General features: G+C 45.4%; 16 protein-coding genes. 2 read left to right on the top strand and 14 right to left on the bottom strand.

The genetic code is table 11. The features are described from left to right. Window positions 1-231: 231 nt before the first annotated feature. Window positions 232-1497: a divalent metal cation transporter gene (locus UQW94_RS09580; RefSeq protein WP_308386885.1), complete on the top strand. Its 1266-nt coding sequence runs from the start codon at window positions 232-234 to the stop codon at window positions 1495-1497. Window positions 1498-1605: 108 nt separating this feature from the next. On the opposite strand, the gene rapA is transcribed toward UQW94_RS09580, so the two are convergent. Further along, window positions 1606-4515, bottom strand: coding sequence for an RNA polymerase-associated protein RapA (rapA, locus tag UQW94_RS09575; protein ID WP_005388434.1), 2910 nt, complete (start codon window positions 4513-4515; stop codon window positions 1606-1608). A gap of 561 nt (window positions 4516-5076) precedes the next feature. Here rapA and UQW94_RS09570 point away from each other — a divergent pair. Next, on the top strand, window positions 5077-6453 hold the full coding sequence (locus UQW94_RS09570) for a PhoH family protein (RefSeq protein WP_005381133.1): 1377 nt from the start codon (window positions 5077-5079) through the stop codon (window positions 6451-6453). Window positions 6454-6519: 66 nt separating this feature from the next. On the opposite strand, the gene tldD is transcribed toward UQW94_RS09570, so the two are convergent. The 13 genes from tldD to UQW94_RS09505 form a co-directional block, all read right to left on the bottom strand. Then, window positions 6520-7965, bottom strand: coding sequence for a metalloprotease TldD (tldD, locus tag UQW94_RS09565; protein WP_005381134.1), 1446 nt, complete (start codon window positions 7963-7965; stop codon window positions 6520-6522). An 11-nt stretch (window positions 7966-7976) separates the two neighbouring features. Beyond that, window positions 7977-8798: a carbon-nitrogen hydrolase family protein gene (locus UQW94_RS09560; RefSeq protein ID WP_322142214.1), complete on the bottom strand. Its 822-nt coding sequence runs from the start codon at window positions 8796-8798 to the stop codon at window positions 7977-7979. Window positions 8799-8831: 33 nt separating this feature from the next. Beyond that, window positions 8832-12713 (bottom strand): YhdP family protein, encoded by a 3882-nt coding sequence (locus UQW94_RS09555; protein WP_322142213.1) that lies wholly within the window; start codon window positions 12711-12713, stop codon window positions 8832-8834. A 12-nt stretch (window positions 12714-12725) separates the two neighbouring features. Continuing rightward, window positions 12726-14195 (bottom strand): ribonuclease G, encoded by a 1470-nt coding sequence (rng, locus tag UQW94_RS09550; RefSeq protein WP_005381138.1) that lies wholly within the window; start codon window positions 14193-14195, stop codon window positions 12726-12728. An 18-nt stretch (window positions 14196-14213) separates the two neighbouring features. Further along, the gene (locus UQW94_RS09545) at window positions 14214-14783 is read right to left on the bottom strand and encodes a Maf family protein (protein ID WP_005381139.1); all 570 of its coding nucleotides are present in this window, start codon (window positions 14781-14783) and stop codon (window positions 14214-14216) included. A gap of 4 nt (window positions 14784-14787) precedes the next feature. After that, a complete protein-coding gene (gene mreD / locus UQW94_RS09540; protein WP_005381141.1) occupies window positions 14788-15276 on the bottom strand; it encodes a rod shape-determining protein MreD in 489 nt (162 codons plus the stop codon). After that, window positions 15266-16162 carry a rod shape-determining protein MreC gene (mreC, locus tag UQW94_RS09535; RefSeq protein ID WP_005381142.1) on the bottom strand — a complete coding sequence of 299 codons (897 nt, stop codon included), beginning with the start codon at window positions 16160-16162 and terminating at the stop codon, window positions 15266-15268. The genes mreD and mreC overlap by 11 nt, the downstream gene beginning before the upstream one ends. Window positions 16163-16312: 150 nt before the next feature. Beyond that, window positions 16313-17356: a rod shape-determining protein gene (locus UQW94_RS09530; protein WP_005381144.1), complete on the bottom strand. Its 1044-nt coding sequence runs from the start codon at window positions 17354-17356 to the stop codon at window positions 16313-16315. Between the two features lie 151 nt (window positions 17357-17507). Next, window positions 17508-21764 carry a DUF6701 domain-containing protein gene (locus tag UQW94_RS09525; RefSeq protein ID WP_322142212.1) on the bottom strand — a complete coding sequence of 1419 codons (4257 nt, stop codon included), beginning with the start codon at window positions 21762-21764 and terminating at the stop codon, window positions 17508-17510. Next, a complete protein-coding gene (locus UQW94_RS09520) occupies window positions 21655-22089 on the bottom strand; it encodes an MSHA biogenesis protein MshP (protein ID WP_322142211.1) in 435 nt (144 codons plus the stop codon). Before UQW94_RS09520 ends, UQW94_RS09525 begins: the two co-directional genes overlap by 110 nt. After that, the gene (locus UQW94_RS09515; protein WP_318132421.1) at window positions 22079-22792 is read right to left on the bottom strand and encodes a PilW family protein; all 714 of its coding nucleotides are present in this window, start codon (window positions 22790-22792) and stop codon (window positions 22079-22081) included. Before UQW94_RS09515 ends, UQW94_RS09520 begins: the two co-directional genes overlap by 11 nt. Continuing rightward, complete coding sequence (locus UQW94_RS09510) at window positions 22792-23373, bottom strand: type II secretion system protein (protein WP_318132420.1); 582 nt, start codon at window positions 23371-23373, stop codon at window positions 22792-22794. The genes UQW94_RS09515 and UQW94_RS09510 overlap by 1 nt, the downstream gene beginning before the upstream one ends. Next, window positions 23370-23849 carry a type II secretion system protein gene (locus tag UQW94_RS09505; RefSeq protein WP_318132419.1) on the bottom strand — a complete coding sequence of 160 codons (480 nt, stop codon included), beginning with the start codon at window positions 23847-23849 and terminating at the stop codon, window positions 23370-23372. Before UQW94_RS09505 ends, UQW94_RS09510 begins: the two co-directional genes overlap by 4 nt. Window positions 23850-23902: the final 53 nt, after the last annotated feature.

Genomic DNA, 23902 nt, shown 5'->3' with positions numbered 1-23902 from the left:
AAAAACTAAAAATAGCACGTTGTAAATTTAGTTTGACAACAAGACGCATAACTGAATAGAGTGCTAGATGCACACAGCATGATATTCGCAAAGAATACTTAAAATAAATACATCAAATACAGCATTTAAAAGACATTACTGTTGCGCAGTATAGGGCGAGCGCTCAGCCTGTCATGTACTGCGGTATGTATCTCTTTAGAAAGATACATAAGATAAAAAGGACAATAAGCAATGGACTCCGCCGTTATAGATAAACCCCAATCCAAACTTTCCTTATTTTTTCGTTCGCTAGGCCCCGGCATATTAATGGCATCTGCTGCGGTCGGTGGCTCTCACCTCGTGGCATCAACCAAGGCTGGTGCGATTTATGGTTGGCAATTGGCTGCACTGGTTCTGCTCGTAAACCTGTTTAAATACCCTTTTTTTCGAGCGGGCGTACAGTACACCATGGGGACAGGGCTCACCTTGGTTGAGGGCTACGCGAAATTAGGTCGGCCTTATCTATGGCTATTTCTATTTCTTAGCGTGGTATCGGCCGTCATCAATACCGCCGCTTTGTTGATGTTTAGCGCTAGCTTGCTGGGCTACTTCATTCCGTTTTCACTATCAATGGCATCACTCAGCATCATTGTGATTGTCACCTGCCTGATCATATTATTTGCTGGCCATTACAAAGCGCTCGATACGCTATCTAAGGTGATCATGTCGGTGTTAACCATCGCGACTTTACTCGCTGTTTCTATCGCCTTTGGTAACCCTGTTGAGCAAGTAGCCAACTTCGAGCCGCCGTCACCTTGGTCTATTGCGGCTATTGGTTTTATCGTCGTGACAATGGGGTGGATGCCTGCACCGATAGAGATCTCCTGTTTAACCTCAGCGTGGCTAAAACGCCAATCAAGCCAGCAAGAAGTAACATACCGCTCTGCTCTATTTGACTTTAATGTCGGTTATATTGGCACGGCGTTTCTTGCCATTATCTTTGTATCGCTAGGCTCTTTGATGCTTTATGGTTCTGGCGTTGCGCTTGAAAGCTCTGGCGTTGGCTTCTCCCACCAATTGGTTGGCTTATATGCGGCAACGATTGGCGAATGGTCTCGTTACTTGATCGCGGTAATTGCGTTTTTCTGTATCTTTGGCAGCACGATTACCGTTATTGATGGCTATTCGCGCGTTATTTCGGATTCTCAACGCTTACTGCGCTCGCAACCAGACACTAACCCTAAAACCACTTCAGCGATCATGCTGGTAGTCTCCTTACTTGCATTGGGTATTGTGGTTTTCTGGGCTTCTGCGTTATTGCCTATGCTGAACTTTGCGATGATCCTCGCCTTTATGACCACGCCATTCTTTGCTCTGCTAAATTACACATTAGTGAGCAAAACTGAGTTACCTGAGCCTTTGGCTGTTGGACCTAAACTAAAGTGGTTGTCGATTGCAGGCCTGATTTACTTGTTTGGCTTCTTGGCTGTATTTATCTGGTGGAAGTGGTTGATGTAAATGAGATAGCTATCAGTGATTAATGCATTCCGCTTAAAGAAACTAAACCGTAAATAAAGAAAAAGGTCTTCAACTGAAGACCTTTTTTAATGAGCAATAAATACTTACTTAGTTGTGGCTCACCACAATCAAACGCAGCGAGTCGAGCTGAACCTGAGCTTGGTTGATGTAACCAGTGAGCTCTTTAATTTGTGCGTCGATAGCTTCAATTTCTTCGTCACGAATATTTGGGTTCACCGCTTTCAGTGCTTGCAAACGCTCAAGCTCTGCATTCAAACTGTGCTGCATATCTTGATGAGCTTGTTTGCGTACTTCTTCGACCTTCTCTTCAATAAGAACATCACCGGCTTCAATTAAGCGGTGTACGTCTTTCTGTACCGACGTAACCAACTTGCTACCTAAGTGACGGTTTACAGGGCTGAGCTGGCGGTTAAAGCTTTCAAACTCCACTTGAGCAGACAAATCATTACCACGCGAGTCCATCATTAAACGGATTGGCGTTTTCGGTAAGAAGCGCGCGATACCACTGCGTTTTGGCGCTTGCGCATCTACCGCGTAAATCAACTCAAGAAGAATAGTCCCGACTGGTAACGCTTTGTTTTTCAATAGAGATACCGCAGACGTCCCCACCCCTTCACTCATAAGAAGATCGATACCACCCTGGATCATTGGGTGTTCCCAACTGATAAAGTGCATATCTTCACGAGATAAAGCCGTATCACGATCAAACGTGATCGTCGCTCCTTCGTATGGCAGACCTGGGTAGCTTGGCACCATCATGTGCTCAGATGGGGTCACAATCAGGGCGTTTTCACCTTTATCGTCTTGATTCAAGCCAATCGTGTCAAAAAGAGAAAGTGCGAAGGTGACCAGATTGGTATCGCCGTCAGTTGATTCAATTTTCTCAACGATTTGTTGTGCTTTTTCCCCGCCATTTGAATGCATTTCTAATAGGCGATCACGGCCTTGCTCCAATTGGGATTTCAGCTCTTTATTCATTTTTGCTGACGCTTCAATGATCTCATCTAGCGTGCTGGTATCACCAGAGGCAAGAATTTCAATCAGATCATCGGAGTACTTATCGTAAACAGCACGGCCTGTTGGGCAGGTTTCCGCAAAAGCGTTCAGGCCTTCATCGAACCAACGTGCTAGGATCGCTTGCGATGTGCCTTTCAGGTAAGGAACATGAATGTCGATATCGCGATTTTGACCGATACGGTCCAAACGACCAATACGTTGCTCAAGCAAGTCTGGGTTAAATGGCAAGTCGAACATGACAAGTTGGTTGGCAAACTGGAAGTTACGACCTTCAGAGCCGATTTCGCTACAGATAAGAACTTGTGCTCCACCTTCTTCTTGCGCAAAGTAAGCCGCCGCTTTGTCACGTTCAAGAATCGACATACCTTCGTGGAAAACGGTGGCGCGGATACCTTCACGCTCACGCAGTGCTTGCTCCAATTGCAGTGCGGTACTCGCACGAGAAGCAATCACGAGGATTTTCTCGCTGCGCTTCTCTTTTACTTTTTCAAGCAACCAATTCACACGCGAGTCAAACTGCCACCAGCTCGCGTCATCGCCTTCAAATTCTTGGAAAATTTCTTCCGGGTAAAGGTTCTTCATCGCACGTGCTTCAGAACTCATCTTACCGCCAATCATTCCAGCAACACGCATTGATGTAGTGTATTGCGGTGGAATATCCATTGGCATCAGATGCACGTTACGCGTAGGGAAGCCTTTGATGGCCGCGCGCGTGTTACGGAACAAAACACGCCCTGTACCATGACGATCCATCAAGTTATCGATCAGCTCTTGGCGTGCCGACGCTTTAGCTTCTTCGTCCGCTTCACTTTCAATAATACGGAAAAGTGGTTCTACGTCTTGTTCAGACAACAACTCAGTGATCTGGTTTTTTGCTTCATTAGGTAGCTTTTCACCGGAAAAGAGTGAAGTAATCGCATCTGCTACGGGCGCGTATTGCTCTTCTTCCTCAACGAATGCTTCGTAATCATAGAAGCGGTCTGGATCCAACAAACGCAGACGAGCAAAGTGACTCTCACGACCAAGCTGCTCTGGCGTTGCAGTCAGTAGCAACACACCTGGAGTACGTTCAGCCAAGCCTTCTACCACTTGGTATTCACGGCTCGGTTTATCTTGGCTCCATTCAAGGTGATGCGCTTCATCGACAACCAGTAGGTCCCATTCACCTTCCAGTGCTTGTTCAAAACGCTTGCGGCTCTTGCGTAGGAAATCCAAAGAACACAGCACATATTGCTGAGTATCAAATGGGTTTTCTGCATCCGCAAAAGCTTCGATACAGCGCTCTTCGTCAAAGATAGAGAAATGCAGATTGAAACGACGCATCATCTCAACCAGCCATTGATGCTGCAGTGTTTCAGGCACCACAATCAAAATGCGTTCGGCACGACCAGACAGAACTTGTTGGTGGATGATCATACCCGCTTCAATGGTTTTACCCAAACCTACCTCATCCGCCAACAAGACGCGTGGCGCGTGACGACGGCCAACTTCGTGCGCGATGTAAAGCTGATGAGGGATCAAACCTGCACGCATACCACATAGGCCACGCATTGGGCTCTTATGCTGCTCAAACTGGTTGGTTAGCGCACGGTAACGCAGAACAAAGTTGTCCATACGGTCGATTTGACCGGCGTACAACTTATCTTGAGGTTTGTTAAAACGAATTTGGTTGCTAAGGAAAATCTCACGCAGAACAACAGCGGTTTCTTGCGTGTCTTCACGAGTACCGAAATAGGTGTAAAGACCTTCATCTTCCAGTACTTCTTCTACTTTTAGAGACCAACCTTCTTGGCAATCGATGACATCCCCAACATTAAAGGTGACTCGGGTAACAGGTGCATCGTTACGTGCGTAAACTCGGTTTTCCTCTGACGCTGCAAACATCAATGTCACAGTACGAGCATCCATTGCTACAACGGTACCTAAACCTAAATCGCTTTCCGTATCGCTAATCCAGCGCTGCCCCAAAGCAAATGTCATGAATTGACTACCTCGTTATTAGTTCTTGATTCGTATTTCTTGTTGGTCTACTCATGCCCGTGGGCATGGATAATAGTTTAGATCTGATTCTGGCTTCTGCTATGCCGATAGCATTCGTCATTTCAGTATGAACTGAGTATTTTTTAAGCCAGCTCAACATGATAAATCGGACGTAGCCTATACGCAGAAAAAGGTCGCTAATCTTACTTGAAGCTGTGATTTAGGTCACGCCGAAACCGCACCAAGCAGAAACTTTTTTTCCCAAACTCTAAATGCAATCAAATTGTAAAATACTCATGCCAATTATTAAGTTGTAGAACGTAAATATTACGTATACTTCTAATGAGGGGCGTTTAAAACCATTGCATATGATTTAAGCGCGTTAGTACACGATTAGGATCAACACGGGTTTGCAGTAAGTTGTCTTGCTACTCGGTTGCACACTAGCCGACATCAGCCCGACAACCTCTATTGCAAGCAATCAGAGTTAGGTCACTTCACACCTATTTGGAAACGACCTAACAACTCGCATGCAGAGCCGTACTACGGCAAGGAGACGCTATGGGCGATACCGATCGGAAACTGTTTGTACTCGATACCAACATTCTTCTTCATGAACCCTTTGCCATCTTCTCTTTCCAAGAACACGATGTCGTTATCCCCATGACCGTGTTGGAAGAACTCGACCGAATCAAAGACAGTAAGCGCGACGTTGCAAGAGATGCGCGCGTGGCTATTCGCACCTTGGAAGATTTGTTTAAAGAAGCAACGCCAGATGAAATCTCTGAAGGCATTCCTGTTTCTAAAGACAACCCCGACCAAGGTACCATTTCCATTTTGGCGGATTTTGAACTGCAGGAAACCGTCAAAGCCTTCGCCGACAAAGCCGGTGACAACCGTATTCTCAACGCGGTGCTTTATCTGCAAAATAAACGTGCACCACGTGAAGTGGTACTGATCACGAAAGACATCAACATGCGTCTGCGAGCCAAAGGGGCTGGTGTACGCTTTGTTGAGGACTATAGAACCGACCAACTGATTGACGACATTCAATACCTAACCAAAGGCTTTCAATTGCGTGAAGGTGATTTCTGGAGCGGTATTGAGGAAGTAGAAAGCTATGCACTGGGCGGAAAAACTTACCACAAACTCAGTCGCGAACCCTTCGACCCAACCTTTATCAACCAATACGTTATTGATGAAGACAGTGACTTTGCTGGTCGCGTAGAAACCATCAATGAAGACAAGCTAACGCTTCTCGACCTGAGCCGCGAACGTCTAATGCATCGTAAGGCTTGGGACATCACACCTAAAAATATCTACCAGGGAATGGCGTTAGATGCCTTACTCGATCCAGAAATTGACTTGGTGATTCTAACGGGTGCGGCGGGTAGTGGTAAGACATTACTGGCAATGGCAGCAGCATTGGAGCAAACCATTGAAAAAAGCATGTTCGATAAAATTATCGTAACACGTAACACGCCAGATATCGGTGAATCCATCGGCTTCTTACCCGGCTCCGAAGAGGAGAAAATGATGCCGTGGTTAGCGGCGGTGACCGATACCTTGGAAGCGCTACATAAACACGATCACTGCACTGAAGGCTCATTGAAGTACATCTGCGATAAAGCCAACATTCAATTTAAATCGATCAACTTTATGCGTGGCCGTTCGATTCAAAATGCGTTTGTACTGCTTGATGAGTGTCAAAACCTCACTGCATCACAAATCAAAACCATCATCACCCGCTGTGGTGAAGGAACCAAAATCGTCTGCTCCGGTAACTTGGCGCAGATTGACTCCCATTACCTCACCCCAGTGACCTCTGGTTTGACCTACATGGTTGAACGCTTCAAGAACTTTGAAGGCAGCGCGAATATTCACCTCAACGGCGTGGTTCGTAGCCGCTTGGCGGAATTTGCTGAAGAAAACCTGTAATTGACACCGACTCACAAAGTAAAAGAGCGCTCTAATGAGCGCTCTTTTTATAACGATTCAACTGAGTTACTCAGTGCCACCTACTGTCAGTGAGTCCAGTTTCAAGGTCGGCTGACCAACCCCAACTGGCACACTTTGACCTGCTTTACCACATACGCCAACGCCCTTGTCGATACTTAGGTCGTTACCGACCATAGAGACTTGCTGCATTGCTTCGATACCTGATCCAATCAACGTCGCACCTTTAACAGGGCGCGTAATTTTACCGTTTTCAATCAAGTATGCTTCGGATGCAGAGAACACAAACTTACCCGAAGTAATGTCCACCTGACCGCCACCAAAGTTTGGCGCATACAACCCTTTCTCGACCGTCGAGATTATTTCTTCTGGCGTATGTTCACCTGGTAGCATGTAGGTGTTGGTCATACGCGGCATTGGTAAATGTGCATAAGACTCACGACGACCGTTACCTGTTGGGTTCACACCCATTAACCGCGCGTTTAGCTTGTCTTGCATGTAACCTTTCAGCACACCATTTTCGATAAGCGTGTTGTACTGGCCGTTTACCCCTTCATCATCCACATTCAGTGAACCACGAAGGTCTTTTAACGTGCCATCATCGACGATGGTACACAGCGAAGACGTCACTTGTTGACCCATTTTGCCAGAGAAAACCGAAGATTCCTTCCGGTTAAAATCACCTTCTAGGCCATGACCTACCGCTTCGTGTAGCAACACGCCAGGCCAGCCAGAACCCAATACCACTGGCATCATGCCAGCTGGTGCTGCTTCTGCTTCAAGGTTGATTAACGCCATGCGAATCGCTTCGTCTGCGTAATGAAAAGCTTGTTTCACACCATTGCTTTCCGTTAAAAAGAAATCGTAACCGAAACGGCCGCCGCCACCAGCGCTACCGCGTTCACGTCGTTCACCTTTTTGTGCGAGCACGCTAATAGACAAACGCACCAAAGGACGAATATCGCCTGCATAAGTACCGTCTGTTGCCGCAACAAGCATCTGCTCATGCACACCGCTGATGCTGATCGAGACCTCTTTAATCAATGGTTCTTTAGTGCGGATGTAAGCATCTAGAGATTTGAGCAATTCTGTTTTTTGCTGCTTTTCCCATTCAGCTAGTGGATTCACAGCGGCGTAGTACGCTTGGTTTTCGGTGCGTTTAAACGCTTGGACTTTACCATTCTGCCCTTGCTGAGCAATACCGCGCGCCGCCATTGCACTCTGCTTCAGGCCTTCAGGCTGGATTTGATCAGAGTAGGCAAAGCCGGTTTTCTCGCCAGTTACTGCACGGACACCAACACCACAATCAATGTTAAAAGAGCCATCTTTGATGATGCTGTCTTCTAGAACCAGAGACTCATGCCAGCTGGACTGAAAGTAAATGTCCGCATAATCGATCTGGCGCGTCGCAATGCTGGCAAGCGTGTCAGCAATGTCTTGTTCTGTCAGACCATTTGGGGCAAGGAGTGCCTGTTCTATTTGGTTTGTGCTCATAGTTAGCTCTTTTATTTCCGTCTCAATTCATTTTGAAAGCGACTGTGTTGAGTCAGCGGCATATTCTGCCTTACTTGTTGGCTTTGTGACAAATCTATCTCAGTCACCAATAAACCTACTTCATCCTGAAGCTGTTTATGGATACGTCCCCAAGGGTCAACGACCATTGAGTGTCCCCATGTTTTTCGTCCACATGGATGCGTTCCAGTTTGTCCGCTTGCCAAAATCCAACATTGTGTCTCAATCGCTCTAGCTCGCAATAATACTTCCCAGTGAGCTTGCCCCGTCACAGCGGTAAACGCAGCGGGCACCACAATGATATCCGCCCCTTTTTGACGTAATACTTTATAAAGTTCTGGGAAACGTAAATCATAACAAATGCTCAATCCAACACTGCCGATATCAGTTTCCGCAACGACTATTTGATTACCCGCCATAAACGTATCCGACTCACGATAACTACCATAACCATCGGCTACGTCGACATCAAACATGTGCAGTTTGTCATAGTGAGCAATGCATTTACCGTGCGGCGGTAATACCAGTGTTGTGGTCGTGACACCTTTTGCGGTTTGAATGGGCATGCTTCCGACAATCAGTGTTAACTGGTTCTTTTTTGCGATTTCACAGAGCCGCTGTTGAATCATGCCACTACCAAGTGGCTCTGCATGTTGATGATAAGCTTCGCGACTGGCAAATAGCACTGTATTTTCAGGAGTAAGAACAAGTTTGGCACCTTGCTTGCTCGCTAAAGCACACTGTTTTTCAATGAAGTCCAAATTCACGTTAATATCCGGACCCGAAGTCATTTGAATAATGCCAACACGTTCCATGTGTTTCCTCCCTATTCCATTATATTCGGTGAGTTATTTGGCCTGTTCACGCAGTTTTTCTGGTAGCTTATATTCACCTTTACTTCGCGAAATTTCTTTCACCGTTGGTGAATCTAGTGGGCCTTTCACTTCATAATTGACTTGAGTGAAGACCTCTACCACCGGAGATATCACCGTAGAGATGGCCAAGACATACAAAGCAGTTTGAGGCGCAACGGCAAACGCGGTCAGCATTGGTAAGCCTGATGTGATGTCTGGTGTGAATTTCACTTCCGCATCAACCATTCTGCTGTTCATATTAGCGATGCCGCGGATTTGCATTTCCCCTGCTAACGCATCCATTACGATATCATTGGTGATAAACACACCGTCTTGGATTTTGCCCGTTCCCGTGATCGAGTTGAATGCCATGCCTTTATCGAATACGTCGGTAAAGTCGAGCTGCATCTTACGGATGATAGAATCCAAGCTAAACAAGCCTAACAAGCGTGCCGCACCACTAACTTCACTGATCACGCCTTTACCAAATTCCGTTGAGACGTTTCCTTGCAAGGTTTGTGTCTTCATTGACCAAGGTGCGCCGTCCCATTCCATGTTGGCATTGATCTCAAATGGTGCTTGTTGAATGCCTGATGTAATACCAAAGCGCTCCATAAGATCGGTGTTGTTATCACCTTTCATTTTCATGGTTAAGTTGGAATGACTACTCTCTTTCGTCAGGTCCCACCAACCACTCATATCAATGCGGTTTTTGCCGCTACTAAAGGTGATATTTTTCCACTCCAAGCGGTTCTCGCGACGCTGCAAATCAACATTAACTTTGCCCACTTTGTAACCTTGCAGCCAAAAATCATCGATGTTCAAAGTTAAGTTTGGCATCTCTGCGTGAAACTTGCGGTCAAAATTGGTAATCAAAGGTGCGTTTTGATCTTCACTCGCAAAGATTGAACTGCGCTCTTTGGTCATCTCTTCAAACCCTGGGATGTACAGATGCAAGTGCTCTAGAGAGACCGATAGATCATAGGGTTTCAGATAGTTAGCTTTCCCTTTAACCTCTTGACTGTCCACCTCGAGTTGCCAACTCAAATTTTTCTTGCTTGCTGAAAAATCCACATCATGAAACTCAATCCCACCGAGCTGTAAGTTTGGCGTTTCAACTTCAATGCGTGTCGGCAATGGAATGGTCGGCGTTTTCATGCTTGCCAAAACAGACGATGAAGGCTTGCTCTCAGAGACCTGCGCAAGCTCCGCCCATTGGTCTAAATTCAGTTCTTCGACACGCACCGAAGCATCGTGCCCGACAATAGGACTAATCCGGAAGCTACCTTTGCCAACCATTAAATGAGTCGCAGTCAGAACCGGGACATCGCCAGCGATATCTATCTCAGTTTGATACTTCACATTTGGGATCTGTAGTCGTGCTGAAATACTCTCTTGGTTGCCGGATGCTTGCAGTTTCGCTTGCCCAGACTCACCAATTTTTTTCGCTAAAGGATAAGGATATTGACTAGCCAGACGATTTAGCTGCGCCAGCACTTCAAGCTGATAAGTGAAACCAACATCATTGAGTTGCAAGTCAATATCCATTTGCCACGGCGCATGGCCAGAAACAAGGTTTAACCAACGCTCACCGACATAGGGTTTGAGCGGCTCGACATCCCAATCTCCTAGTGTATTAATTGTCACGTTGTAGCCTTGCTCCGCACTCTCTCCATGGAAATCAAGAGAGATAGGCTGTTGTAATAATTCGGCCGACAAACCCGATGTGGTAACCACATCATTGTCGAAGGTGATACGTCCTGTGGCGTTTTCAAGCGTCATTGGCGGCGCTTCAATATCAACACGATTTTCTGTTAAATCGGCATAACCCCAAGCGCGAGACTCTTTTTCAAAATCAAACGGTATGTTGAGTTGAAACTCAGAGTAAACGGGCCCACTCACTTGCAGCGCTGTCAATGCGGCACCGACTGAATCCACTAATGGCGTCGCCATCATGTAGTCACGGACTTCATTACCCGGCGCGCTTGCTTTCGCTTCAATCTCGATGTGTCCACCTTCTGCCAACTCAGGGATTCGCCCAGTGATACGCTTGGCATGAACGCCATTTAGTGTGGCTGATTTTGAATCCAAATACATGGCATCATTTTCAAACAGCAAGTCTAGCTGCAAATCCGTGATGGTTGGCCATGCCGTATCAAAGCTAAATTTCGCGTCTTTTAATCCAACCCAAGCTTGGAACATGCCATTATGTTCTTTGTAAGGAAAATCACCTAACTCGCCATACCACAACAATTTCGCTGTGTTCACTTTACCGCCCTGAATCGCGGTCGAAAGATAGTCGGTCAAGTCTTGTCCAAGTGCCAGAGTCGGTAGATAGCGCCATGTCTCACCCGCGTTGTAGAGATCCGCTTCGGCATAGAACGATAAAAATGGGCTTTGTTCTTTTGGAAAATCAAGACGGAATGCCCCCAGGACTTGAAGATCAGGCGTTGCTGCCGTCACTTTGTCCGACCACAAGCGCCAGCCGCTCTCATCTTGCTGCCAGATAATATCGACTTCACCTTGTTTGATATTCAGCGGAGCTTGGAATACATCGCCGTACGGAAATACATCATCAATGACGGTGACTTTTGCTTTAGCTTGATTCACATCCCCCGATACGCTGCCCTGTACGTGATGAAACCCGGGTAGGAGCTCCCATTGTGTCATCGCGAGTTCATCCAGTTCAGCCGAGTAGCGTAAGGTGTCTAAACCGCCGTTCATTGACAATCGGACATCTTCGACCCGACCTTTCGGTGCTAGTTTGTTAATAAGGTCACTGGTCGACTCTGACTCTGGAGCCAACTTGATGAGCGGAATGAGTGCTTCGATGTCGATTTGAGAGAGATTGAGCATCCAGCCGTTTGGTTGCCAATCAAACGCGACGTCTAGCTCTGGCCAAGGGGTGTTGTCGGTTCTGATCTGAAGTGAGTGGCCATTTACTTTCCAGCCTTGTCTATCTGGTCGAAGATTGAAAATTCCAGACTCAATAAACAGCTCATGATGTCCATCTTCATTCCACACCAACTCGGAAGGCAGTAATTCAACATAAGCATCATGCGGTTGGCTATGTTTGAGCGTTAGCCAAGTATTTAAGCTGACTTTACCCGACTCTGCTCCTGACTCTTCTTGCATGTAAGTGGTCAGCCAAGGTGTAACCGAGACATCTTGAGCACTCACGTAAAACTCACCAGATACATCGCGCAACGAGCCATGATCTTTAAAGTTAGCGCTTACTAACAATGAGTTCAGGCGAACATCGGCAATGCTAACCGTGCCCTCGGCTACGTGACGCTTCCCTTGATTACTCCAACGAAGCTGCTCAATATCTAAACGGCGAGTTTCACCTGACACAGACTTATACCAAATCCGTGAATCGCTAATAGTGAAGTCTTCGAACTGACGTAAAAGAAGTGAGTCGAGTTGGTCAATGAGTTTCACTTCGCTCTTATCCACTTCAGGCTTCGGATCTTGACGATGAGAAGTCGGCAGAATGTCTACCGTGTGAATGTCTAAAGCGAGGTTATGAATGGTAAGGTCTGCAACTACAGGTTTAAGTTGAAAAAGAGATTGAATAAGGTCGAACTCAATTTGGACTTCTTCAACAGCGAAGCGTGCATCTTGCACGTTTGGTAGATTTGCCTCTAAACCCAGTAACGCGATTGAGGGATGATTATTGCGCCACGTCCCTGCGACATTGGCAATAGAAACGTCAAAACCTGTGCCTTGCTTGACCCAGGTTTTGATCTCATCTTGGAAATGGTTAAGTTGCGGCAATGTGACGCGCAGCGTGGTCACTAATATGGCTAATAACACCAATACAGTAACTAAACTCCACGCACAAAAACGCCCAAAACGATTAACACCAGAATTCACAAATGTTCCAAATTACATCATTACGACGTCAAACTGTTCCTGAATGTACAGGGGTTCAGCCTGAACTCGCACTTGCTTGCCAATAAATACTTCGAGCTCAGCCAACGCATGAGACTCATCGCCCAATAGCGCTTCAGCAACAAACGGCGATGCGTACACGACAAAATTATCGGCGTCGTAAGCACGGTTCACACGAGTAATCTCGCGTAATATCTCAAAGCATACGGTTTCGACCGTTTTCACGCTGCCACGGCCTTCACAAGTAGGACAGCCAGAACACAAGATATGTTCAATACTTTCTCGCGTGCGCTTACGCGTCATTTCAACTAAGCCAAGCTGGGTAAAGCCGTTGATGTTGGTTTTTACTCGGTCTTTCGCCAGCGCCGTTTCCAGTGAGGTAAGTACTCGCTGACGATGCTCTTCGGATGCCATATCGATAAAATCAATAATGATGATACCGCCGAGGTTACGTAAACGTAGCTGACGCGCAATAGCTTGCGTTGCCTCTATATTGGTATTGAAGATAGTCTCTTCGAGATTACGACGACCAACAAATGCACCCGTGTTGATATCGATGGTGGTCATGGCTTCGGTTTGATCGATGATCAAATAGCCGCCCGATTTTAGCTCGACCTTGCGCTCTAAAGAACGCTGAATTTCGTTTTCGGTGTCGTACATGTCAAAGATTGGCTTGTCACCTTCGTAAAGCTCAAGCTTATCTGTTAACTCCGGTACATACTCAGAAGTGAATTCTTTCAGGTTTTCATATTCAAGGCGGGAGTCGACCATGATCTTATCGAGCTCTGTGCCAACAAAGTCACGCAGAATGCGTTGAGCTAAGCCGAGTTCACCGTAAAGTGTTGAACGCGTTTTGTATTTTGAGCGACGCTCCATGACTTTTAGCCACAAACGCTTTAGAAATGCCGCATCTTGAGAGAGCTCTTTTTCATCAGCGCCTTCTGCCGCGGTACGAATGATAAAACCACCGTGCTCATCGCAGTAATGGTTCACCACCTTTTTCAAACGCTCGCGCTCTTTTTCACTTTCAATACGCTGCGAAACACCGACATGGCTGGCCCCCGGCATAAAAACAAGATAACGCGAAGGTAAGGTGATATCCGTCGTTAAACGCGCACCTTTTGTGCCGAGCGGGTCTTTGACCACTTGCACAACAATGTCTTGTCCCTGGCGTACCAGCTCAGAGATATCACGGACTTGAAACTGCTGTTTTTCGTTTTCTGCCACACATTCGGTATGAGGAACAATATCTGACGCATGTAAAAACGCCGCTTTATCTAAACCAATGTCGACGAAAGCCGCCTGCATGCCTGGTAACACTCGGCTTACTTTGCCTTTGTATATATTGCCCACAATACCGCGACGCGATTCGCGCTCGATATGTATTTCTTGTAGTACTCCACCTTCAATCATGGCCACACGAGTTTCACTCGGGGTCACGTTAAGCAGCAATTCTGCACTCATGTGCACACCTCAAAACAATTATAAAAATTCTTGAATTAGCTGATCGGTTTCGAACAAAGGTAAGCCTACTACAGCGTGATAACTGCCTTCGATTCGGGTGACAAATCGCCCTCCGAGTCCCTGAATACCATAACTTCCAGCTTTATCGCATGGCTCTCCTGACTGCCAATATTGTTCGATTTCTTCGTGAGTCAGTGGTTTGAACCACACGTCAGTGGTAACGACCACTGAATGTTGTTGTTCCGATGATACAACGCTCACCGCAGTCATCACTTGATGACGACGACCCGATAAGTCAGTAAGCATACGCTTTGAATCTTCAAAACTTTTTGGTTTTTCTAGCACACGGTCATCGCATACTACGACCGTATCAGAGCCCAATACAACGGAATCAGGCTTAGCCAACGCTAAGCCTGCCTGAGCTTTTTCCAAAGAAAGACGCAACACGTAATCTCGTGCTTGCTCATGAGCCTGTTTGGCTTCCTCAATATCAGGCAATACGATCTCAAAATCATAACCCAGTTGAGCAAGCAGCTCTTTTCTTCTCGGAGAACCCGATGCGAGAACGAGAGATAAGCTTTTCTTCACCGCTTTACCTTACGTGCCATGCACGACGAACTCGTCGCATTAATAAAAACATCCATGGCCAAAGTATACAGTTTATTGCCGCCGTCCACAGAGATAATGGATTAAATACTACGTCCTGGTTCAAATATTCCCCACAGAATATCAAAACTTCCAATAACGCAGTAAAAAAGGCAATTAAAATCGACTGTTGCCACAAAGCCATGTTGCGAATCAACAGGAAATTCAGCGCCACGAGGTAGATAACGATCGACATCATCATGCCACGAATTCCAAGCGTTGAGCCGATCAAGATATCCCATAATAAGCCCAACACTAGCGCAGTTCCGACGTTCACTCGGTGCGGTAGTGCCAACACCCAATAACACGTAACAAGGAACAACCATGAAGGGCGTAACACATCTAACACACCTGGCCATGGAATGGTTTGCAGTACCAGCGCAACGAAGAAACTGACGCCAATCACCATTCGGCTACTCAATACATTATTGGCCATCGGTTACCTCTTGTTCTTGCTCTAACCCTTCATCTACATTGGACCGCAGTACTTTGTGTTGACGGTCTTCATTCGGCCAAATCAGCAGTAGGTAGCGTAAGCGATCAAACTCCACAACCGGCTCAGCCTTGATTGAAGCGAACTCTTGACGCGTATCGTGATCCACATTGGTAACCGTCGCGACTGGGTATCCCTCAGGGTAAATGCCACCTAAACCGGATGTCACCAATAAATCACCAACCTGAATATCTGTGCTGGTTGGAATGTGCTCCAGTTGGATTTCATCCATTTCACCATTGCCCGATGCGATCACTCGGATATCATTGCGGATCACCTGGACAGGAATTGCATTTTTCGCGTCCGTTAGCAGCAGAACACGTGCGTTGTGCGCTGCGACAAACGTGACCTGACCAACGATGCCTTTCTCATTGATAACAGGCTGACCAACGTAAACACCATCAATACGGCCTTTATCGATCACCACTTGATGACGATAAGGTGAAGTATCAACCGCCATTACTTCTGTCACGACTTTCTTTTCATCACGGACAAATGAAGATCCTAACAACTTACGTAAGCGTTGGTTTTCTTCTTTATATTGGTCGAGCAAGATAAGCTCGCTTTTCAGGCGTAGCACTTCTCGCTTTAAGCTGCGATTGCCTTCAACCAATGCCTGATGAGAATTAAAACGTTCAAATACTCCATCGAACATACTACGAGGTAAATTCGCTGCGTACTGAATCGGTGCAACCATACTGTTTAGTAGGTATCGAACGTTGGAAAACGTATCTAGACGACTATCGGCCAGCATTAAGCTCGCCGACACGATGACAGCAAAAAACAGACGTAATTGCAGAGACGGACCTCTGCCGAAAATCGGTTTCATCTTGTTTTTGACCTGATTGCTTCCATGATTATTGAGCCTTACTTGGCAACCTAAAAATACTTAACTAAATACTTTTAGGTATGGAGCATGTTTGAATTACAGAGAGAGCAGAAATGAAGGTGAAGCCCGACATGAGCTTCACCTAAACCTTTATTCTTCAGAGAACAGATCGCCACCGTGCATGTCGATCATTTCTAGAGCTTTACCGCCACCACGAGCCACACACGTTAGTGGATCTTCCGCGATAACCACAGGAATACCAGTTTCTTCCATTAGCAGACGGTCTAGGTCTTTAAGTAGTGCACCACCACCGGTTAGTACCATACCGTTTTCAGAAATGTCTGAAGCAAGCTCTGGTGGGCACTGTTCTAGTGCAACCATGACTGCTGATACGATGCCAGATAGCGGCTCTTGAAGCGCTTCTAGGATCTCGTTTGAGTTCAAGCTAAAGCTTCGTGGCACACCCTCTGCAAGGTTACGACCGCGAACTTCAATCTCTTGAACTTCATCACCTGGGTAAGCAGAACCGATTTCGTGTTTGATCTTTTCAGCCGTTGCTTCACCAATCAAGCTGCCGTAGTTACGACGTACGTAGTTGATCACAGCTTCATCAAAGCGGTCACCACCGATACGTACAGACGATGAGTAAACCACACCGTTTAGAGAGATAACGGCAACTTCAGTTGTACCACCACCGATATCGACCACCATTGAACCTGTCGGCTCAGATACGCGTAAACCAGCACCAATTGCCGCCGCCATTGGCTCGTCGATTAGGTAAACTTCACGGGCACCAGCACCAAGTGCTGATTCACGAATTGCGCGACGCTCAACTTGGGTAGAACCACAAGGAACACAAACAAGAACACGTGGGCTTGGCTTTAGGATGCTGTTATCGTGCACTTGCTTGATAAAGTGCTGAAGCATTTTTTCGGTTACGTAGAAGTCAGCGATTACGCCGTCTTTCATTGGGCGGATAGCGGAAATGTTGCCAGGTGTACGACCAAGCATCTGTTTTGCTGCGTGACCGACTGCAGCAACGCTTTTTGCAGAACCTACACGATCTTGACGAATAGCAACTACAGAAGGTTCATCAAGGACAATTCCTTGCCCTTTTACGTAAATTAGAGTGTTGGCTGTACCTAAATCGATAGATAGATCGTTAGAAAACATGCCACGAAGTTTCTTAAACATACTCTTCGCTCATCCTGCAAAAATATAGAAGACAAAAATTGCTCTAAATGTACCAATGCCTCGCTGTCACAGCAAGGTATTGGTACACAAACATGAGCAGAAAGCCTCAATTTCTTGCAGTTTCCTAACTTAAGGGCAAAAACCTAAGTTGTTACTGTCCGGTTAACCCTGGCTCACCACGGTAAATCACACGGTCATTACCACGGTGAATACCGAAGGTGACGACGGAGGATGGGTTTTCTTCGGAGCCATCATTGTCCCAGTCGTATTTGAGCCAAGGGAGGTTGTTACCACTAGGGTCGAGATTAAGCCAAACTTCAGCTTGTTGACGTCCACAGTCTGCGCGCTCTTGCTTAGCAATAAGTTCACGCATGGCACCATCGTTAACCGTCGTTCTGACGCCTTCAAGTAAAATGTCGCAGTCGGAGCCATCATCAGGCCAAACTGGCTCCTGGCTTTTTAGAGTTGGGGACACTGTTGTCCCGTTATCCTTACTGTTTAAAACGAATCGGGTATCTCTCCAATACTCCACTCTAAGGGGGATATTAACAGATTTACCCTGATTCACTCCCACATCATCCAGAGCTATGCGACCAAACCTGACATCAGGTTGCGATAGTAGCTGTTGCGAAACCATTCTATCTTCAGTGCTATTTTGCCCTTCTTTTAAGAACATCGTAGGATCAACATAGCCAGATACTTTAGTTCCATTATTATTAAGTGAAAGCGAAATAGACGTTTCGATGGAACTATCCTTGTCTGCCGGTAGTTTTGAATTAAATGGACCATCGGGACTCGGCAAAGATAAATCTTTACGCCAATAAACTGAGTTATCCCAAGTTTTGCTCCACACAGCTCCCGACCAGTTATCACTAGTCAAATCGGAATCCAAAATGCTAAGTCTATCTGAGTAACCACCAGCCAAATACAAATCTGCTTTTAAAGAATTGGCAAAACCACCATAATTTTGAGTTGTGTAACCGTTAGCGTTATATGCTGTGACTTCAAACTTAACCGATTCAAAATTCTGTCCCATATATACAGATTGATTCTGATTATCAGGGTAGGTCCACTCTGTCCCGGTGACTTTAAAGTAATCCGGATAGAAGCGCCCAATGGTTGACTTACCATCGGCTATTTTAAATGCATTACTACCAAGATATAGAGATGTGCCAATATCATCGCCATTTTCATCTTTAGCAACTGGTGCCTCAGCAATAAGCTCGAAAACACCGACTTCTGAAACCGATTGATCAAACGTCACACTGCCACGAGACCATTTACTTGATTCTGGTAGCTTCTCATTTAGAAGTTTGGCTAATGAACCATTAGACGGGTACTTCACTTTATTACTAACCGTAATAGTCTTCTCTTGATAGTTCTCAGCAACCGTATCATCATCTTGCAATGCCGAGATGGTTAACTCAAAAACTTCACCAGCAGCAACAAACCCCGAAGAGCAGCCATTTTTACTGTTGGTGCACTCTCCGCTCTTATCACCACTCTTTGCAGTAACTTTCAGTTTTGAAGGAAAACTAACGAAGCTGCCGAATCCATCCGAGTCATCAACACCTTCAACACTGGCTTTAAGTTTGACCTTTCCAGCTTCAGAGTATCTCAACTTAAAGAATGCCTTGCCTTCATCATCAAAATAAACATTAGGCAGGTATTTATTAGCTCTGGTTAGCTCGACATTTGAACTCCATTCCACAGCCTGATCTTTCACTTTTTTCTTGTAAGAAATCACGACAGGTTGAGAGCTATCGATCGGTGCCACTTCATAATCAATCGACATATTAACACCGCGAGATTCACCGCCGTCTTCAGTTCGAGTTGAACAAAACGATAGGTAGTCCTCCCCCGTAGTTTCGCGACTAGCAACTACATCATTAACATTCACCGCAAGCACATTTGAAGCGAAGGTTACATTACAGTTGTTAGCAGATAGTGGCCCGCCATTAATTCGACATCGTGCCCCTTCAAAGCCAAACTGTGGTACGGAACTTTGATCGATACCCAAAGTAATATCGCCAGCTCTTGAACCTTGCAGCTCAAGCTGAGTTTCATTCTCAAACTGTACATTTGTACCACCAACCCAGTTGGCAACATTATTGCCAGTAGATGGAAGTAAAGTGACAGAGAGAGGCGTTAAGCTGCCATCATCGTATGCATCTCTAGGATATTGCTCAGAACAACTTTCATTCATACAAGCTCTAAGTGTCACATCAGAAGCCTGACACGTACTGCCTGAGCCTGAGTAGTCAAACTCGAAATGATGAATACCATCTGTTAATCGCGAGTACTTGTCCGCACAGACTCGGAAGTTATCAATATCATGCGTATTGGTAAGCATACCTGTGGATGCCGTTACCGACAGACGGAAGTTATCTGGAATATAGTTAAAACCACCTTTTTTCAAAACGTTAAACTCTTCGATAACAGGATCCCATCCGCCATTTTTTCCGACTTTTCGAAATACAGCCAGCGTTATCGTATCGGTGTTACGCGAATTTAAAACTACTTTATAACGATGCAGTTTCTCTTTACCTTTTCGATTATCCAACGAGCTGCTGTATTTTTTGCCAGTGATATACGGATAACCTTTCAACCACTTACCATTCGCATCTTGGACGCCCTGTCCACGCACCCCAACATTATCAGCAACACTATTTGAAACGATTTTCTCGCTCCCTTCACGAATGTAGTTACCAAACTCATCAATACCAATACCTAGCCAGCCACCAGCAAAGCCTTCTACATCTTTGGAGACTTCAGGGTAGTGATTCTTTAGAAGCTTCATCCCGTAACCAAGCGGACCACCAAATGCCCCGGTTTGAGGAGGGACACTCGCATCAGAAATCACCAGCGCAACACCGTCAGCACCATTCCCACCATATGCATTGTGATCAAACTCAATCTCTAAATAGTTCTGATCTGACGGAAAAATATAGTTATATGCAGAGGCTGTTGCCTGCTCTGGTTTATTTGAGTTTAAGATGAAACGTCCATCAGAGATATGGGGCTCGTCACTGGTACCAAAGCCCATCACCGACCAGTTTGACAATGAACCTGAATTGAAGTTTTCTTCTGGTAATAGTGAACATTGCTGTGTTGGAGGAATAACAGGAACTAATTCAGGACAAAGTGAGGCTACAGCCTCTATTGGGCACTCTCCGGTCTGGGGGGGCTGACAGTTGGGATCATCTACACCACAATAAATGTCACTATCATTGTACTCGTAAGAATGTGATTTTGAGTTAACAGAACCACAGACGGTCGAGCTTTTTACTGTGGCTTTCCCGTGGGACTGAATCGCTTCACTAAGAGTATAAACACCTCGATTTTGATCGAGTTTAGAGTTAGTCAACGATACTTCGCTACCTGTTGATTCTACCCGGCCACAAACCAATGAGTTTTTAATATCGACTTTATGTAGAGCGAGAATATTTCCGTGTACTTGGTTATGGCTCTCTAGGATCACCTCGTGACCTTCACTAGTTACATCCCCAGTAACTTTCGTTTGTTTTAAAGTAACTTTGCTTCGTGCCCAAACATCACCTTGAATTTCATTTTCATTTGATTCTGTCTTTACTTCACCGCCTTGACTTGTAACTTTCCCCTCGACAACCGTCTTCTTCAACGTTATATCACCATGCGCTATAACATCACCATGAATCCTGTTACCATTGCTCTCCGTTTTAATTTGTCCACCCGTACTCGTAACATTGCCATTCACTGTTACTTTCGAGAGAGTTACGTCTTTAGCCCCCTCAACACTGCCATTAATGACATTCCTTTTACCTTTTATCTCAATACCATCAGAGTAACTGGTAACATTGCCTTGTACTTCTGCATCTTCAAGAAGCACCTTTCCGTGGGATACGTAGATTAAACCGTGAACCTTAATATCGTTCTTGAGTTCAACTGCACCGAAAGACTCCACACGCCCAAAAATTTCAATGTCATTTTTACCTTTGAAATCGCTGTTCTTGGATAGGATATTGATCGAATGTTCACTGCTTCCTAAAGTATTTTTTCCTTTAAGTTCAACACCACCATAAACATGAATGTTGATATCACGGTAAGCGTTGACTGACTGGCCTACATTCATTGTAAGACCATTGGGACAAATATAGTTGCCAAAATCATAATAATACCCACCACAGAAGCTCCCTCTGGCTTTCATTTTCCCCTGACTAATCGACCAATATGGAGTCATATCATTTGGAACAGCAGAAAAACTTTCAGAAGAAAACAAACTGACGAATAAAGCAGTAATTATTATTCTTTTCATTATCCTAATCCCTAACCCAAACTTCTTGCTGACGCTGTACCTGTATAACCCCAGAACCACACGTTGCCGTGGCCTGCACCTTAAAAAGAGATTCAGCGTCAGGGGTACCCTCATTGAAAGTACCTATATTTGTACATGCCATCGCATTAACCTTGCACCCACTTCCCACAGCTACCGGCGGAACGGCACCGCTAACCTCCCCACTGCATACGGTCTCGATATCTGTTGTACTTGTATCTAACGGATACATCTTGGTCAGTGCCCACTCATTGGCGGACTGAGCAACAAACCAAGCTTTTGTTCCCAAAAACTCTCTTGTTAATCCGCTTTGATTCGACCATGTAACTTTCATTAAAGAGGAAGCCAAATATCCCATTACAATAATGACGAACAACACGATGATTAGTACATTTCCGCTGGAGTTTCTTCTATGGGACATTGAGCACCTGCACATCTTGTTGATACACACTACGTTCACCATCCTGCTCAAACTCTAAATTGATATGAACTAAACCACCTCGTTGCAGAGTTGGCTCTAGATAACGCATACCACTTACGGACGTATCGACACTATCCGCAACCGTAATACCATTTCGCGTAACTCGCTTGGTATCAAAACAGTAGCGAATCTCCGACTTCTCTTGATAAATATAAAGACGGCTAGAAACAGAGGATCCCGTAATCGTACTTGCCCCCCCACTAACAACAAAAACCTTACCTGTTTTAGCTAAACCACCAATGGCTATATTTCGCGAAGAAGTTGATTGTAAATCTTCATATCGGCTCGGATTTATCACCATCCTGCGATTCGCAGGAATAGGATTAAGCGTTGAGTCATTACCTAGCAAAAACTCTAAGTCGTTATTCTTAAACATGTAAAAACCAGAATATTCAATCGGCACAAACTCTAGACAATTAGTTGTTCCTTTTGGCACATGAAAACTATTAGGTACAGCATGGCGGATTTCACGCGTCATCTTTTCTAAAACAAACTGAGCCTGTGTTTGTATTCGTTGGCGATCGATAGTATCAGCGTAACCTTTCATTCCTAACTGGACATACCCAGCTATCCCCAACATGATGAAGCTGCCGACCACAATCGTAACTATCATTTCCATTAAGGTGAAACCACGATCTTTCATCAGTAGTTCCCCTTAATAGCTGTTAAAGTAAGGGGCTGCGTGTTCCCCGCAAAAATCCTTAATGTTACTTTTTTGTATTCGGTTATTTCATCGGGAGCTTTATCCGTCAGATCATCATAGGCAACGCTAATTTCTAATCTAAAGTTTTTGTACTGCTCAGTACTGTCCGCACCAAGTACATCACTAATATTCCCTCTAGGGATACCATCACACTGAGAAACCGTTGTAGATGTGCTCCAACACCCGATATAGTCATCGACATCATTGAAATCACTAGGCGTTGTTTCCAAGGAACCGTCTAGTTTTTTATCCGCACCTAATTTATTTACGTCAGTGCAGCTCACTCCATTCTCACCACACCGAACGGTGCCACCATCAAAGTCGCTGTTTTCATCGAAGCCTCGCGCCAATATCTGAGACATGAAACCTTGGCCTAATGCGGCCGCGCGGGTTTGATAATGAGGTATAGCTGAGTCTCGAATTTGAGGGACAAGAAAAGAAGTAAACGCCACCATCGCAATGCCCATTAAAACAATCGCGATGATCATTTCTATTAAAGTCATGCCACTAGATTTCTTCATGAGCATGTACCTTTAGAAACATAACCTTGAGAATTAATTTCAACTTGGCAGCGGCTTCGACCATGTTTATCTTCAATTAAGATGTTTACAGCACCGCTTACAGGATTGCCGAGAAGGTTAAAATTAACTGTATTTGCGGCACCGCTGATAACAGAAAAATTTGCGGACTTATCGATAACCACATCACTACGAGCATCTTGTACACTGCCTGTTAGTGCGCAGGCAGCAACTGAACCAACACATGAGCTAGAAACTAGCAAACGAAAGTTGTTATCCGGACTTGCAACATTCGACTGCATACGATTCACCTGCACTTGGCGAATTACAGAAATCACGCGTTCTTGTAATGCATATGCAGAGAAACTGCCAGAGCCCATAAAACGGCTGGCTGCAAAAAGTGAAAGGATAGAGAGGAGAACAATCATGAGGATTAACTCCATTAACGTGAACCCTAATGCAGAGCTGCGAATTTTCATAACCCAACCTTAGGCTTAGAACAGGCGAGATAAGTATACGATGATATTATGAG

Source organism: Vibrio sp. PBL-C16 (assembly GCF_034321865.1).
Lineage (GTDB): Bacteria > Pseudomonadota > Gammaproteobacteria > Enterobacterales > Vibrionaceae > Vibrio > Vibrio alginolyticus.
This window is presented reverse-complemented; position numbering and strand designations above follow the sequence as displayed.

What these genes read in the sequence shown, in the direction of transcription:
- rng (WP_005381138.1), bottom strand. Translation starts at nt 14,195, where the DNA reads ATGAGTGCAGAATTGCTGCTTAACGTGACCCCGAGTGAAACTCGTGTG.
- UQW94_RS09510 (WP_318132420.1), bottom strand. Translation starts at nt 23,373, where the DNA reads ATGAAGAAATCTAGTGGCATGACTTTAATAGAAATGATCATCGCGATT.
- UQW94_RS09515 (WP_318132421.1), bottom strand. Translation starts at nt 22,792, where the DNA reads ATGAAAGATCGTGGTTTCACCTTAATGGAAATGATAGTTACGATTGTG.
- mreC (WP_005381142.1), bottom strand. Translation starts at nt 16,162, where the DNA reads ATGAAACCGATTTTCGGCAGAGGTCCGTCTCTGCAATTACGTCTGTTT.
- UQW94_RS09560 (WP_322142214.1), bottom strand. Translation starts at nt 8,798, where the DNA reads ATGGAACGTGTTGGCATTATTCAAATGACTTCGGGTCCGGATATTAAC.
- mreD (WP_005381141.1), bottom strand. Translation starts at nt 15,276, where the DNA reads ATGGCCAATAATGTATTGAGTAGCCGAATGGTGATTGGCGTCAGTTTC.
- rapA (WP_005388434.1), bottom strand. Translation starts at nt 4,515, where the DNA reads ATGACATTTGCTTTGGGGCAGCGCTGGATTAGCGATACGGAAAGCGAT.
- UQW94_RS09570 (WP_005381133.1), top strand. Translation starts at nt 5,077, where the DNA reads ATGGGCGATACCGATCGGAAACTGTTTGTACTCGATACCAACATTCTT.
- UQW94_RS09505 (WP_318132419.1), bottom strand. Translation starts at nt 23,849, where the DNA reads ATGAAAATTCGCAGCTCTGCATTAGGGTTCACGTTAATGGAGTTAATC.
- UQW94_RS09525 (WP_322142212.1), bottom strand. Translation starts at nt 21,764, where the DNA reads ATGAGGGTACCCCTGACGCTGAATCTCTTTTTAAGGTGCAGGCCACGG.
- UQW94_RS09520 (WP_322142211.1), bottom strand. Translation starts at nt 22,089, where the DNA reads ATGTCCCATAGAAGAAACTCCAGCGGAAATGTACTAATCATCGTGTTG.
- UQW94_RS09530 (WP_005381144.1), bottom strand. Translation starts at nt 17,356, where the DNA reads ATGTTTAAGAAACTTCGTGGCATGTTTTCTAACGATCTATCTATCGAT.
- UQW94_RS09580 (WP_308386885.1), top strand. Translation starts at nt 232, where the DNA reads ATGGACTCCGCCGTTATAGATAAACCCCAATCCAAACTTTCCTTATTT.
- tldD (WP_005381134.1), bottom strand. Translation starts at nt 7,965, where the DNA reads ATGAGCACAAACCAAATAGAACAGGCACTCCTTGCCCCAAATGGTCTG.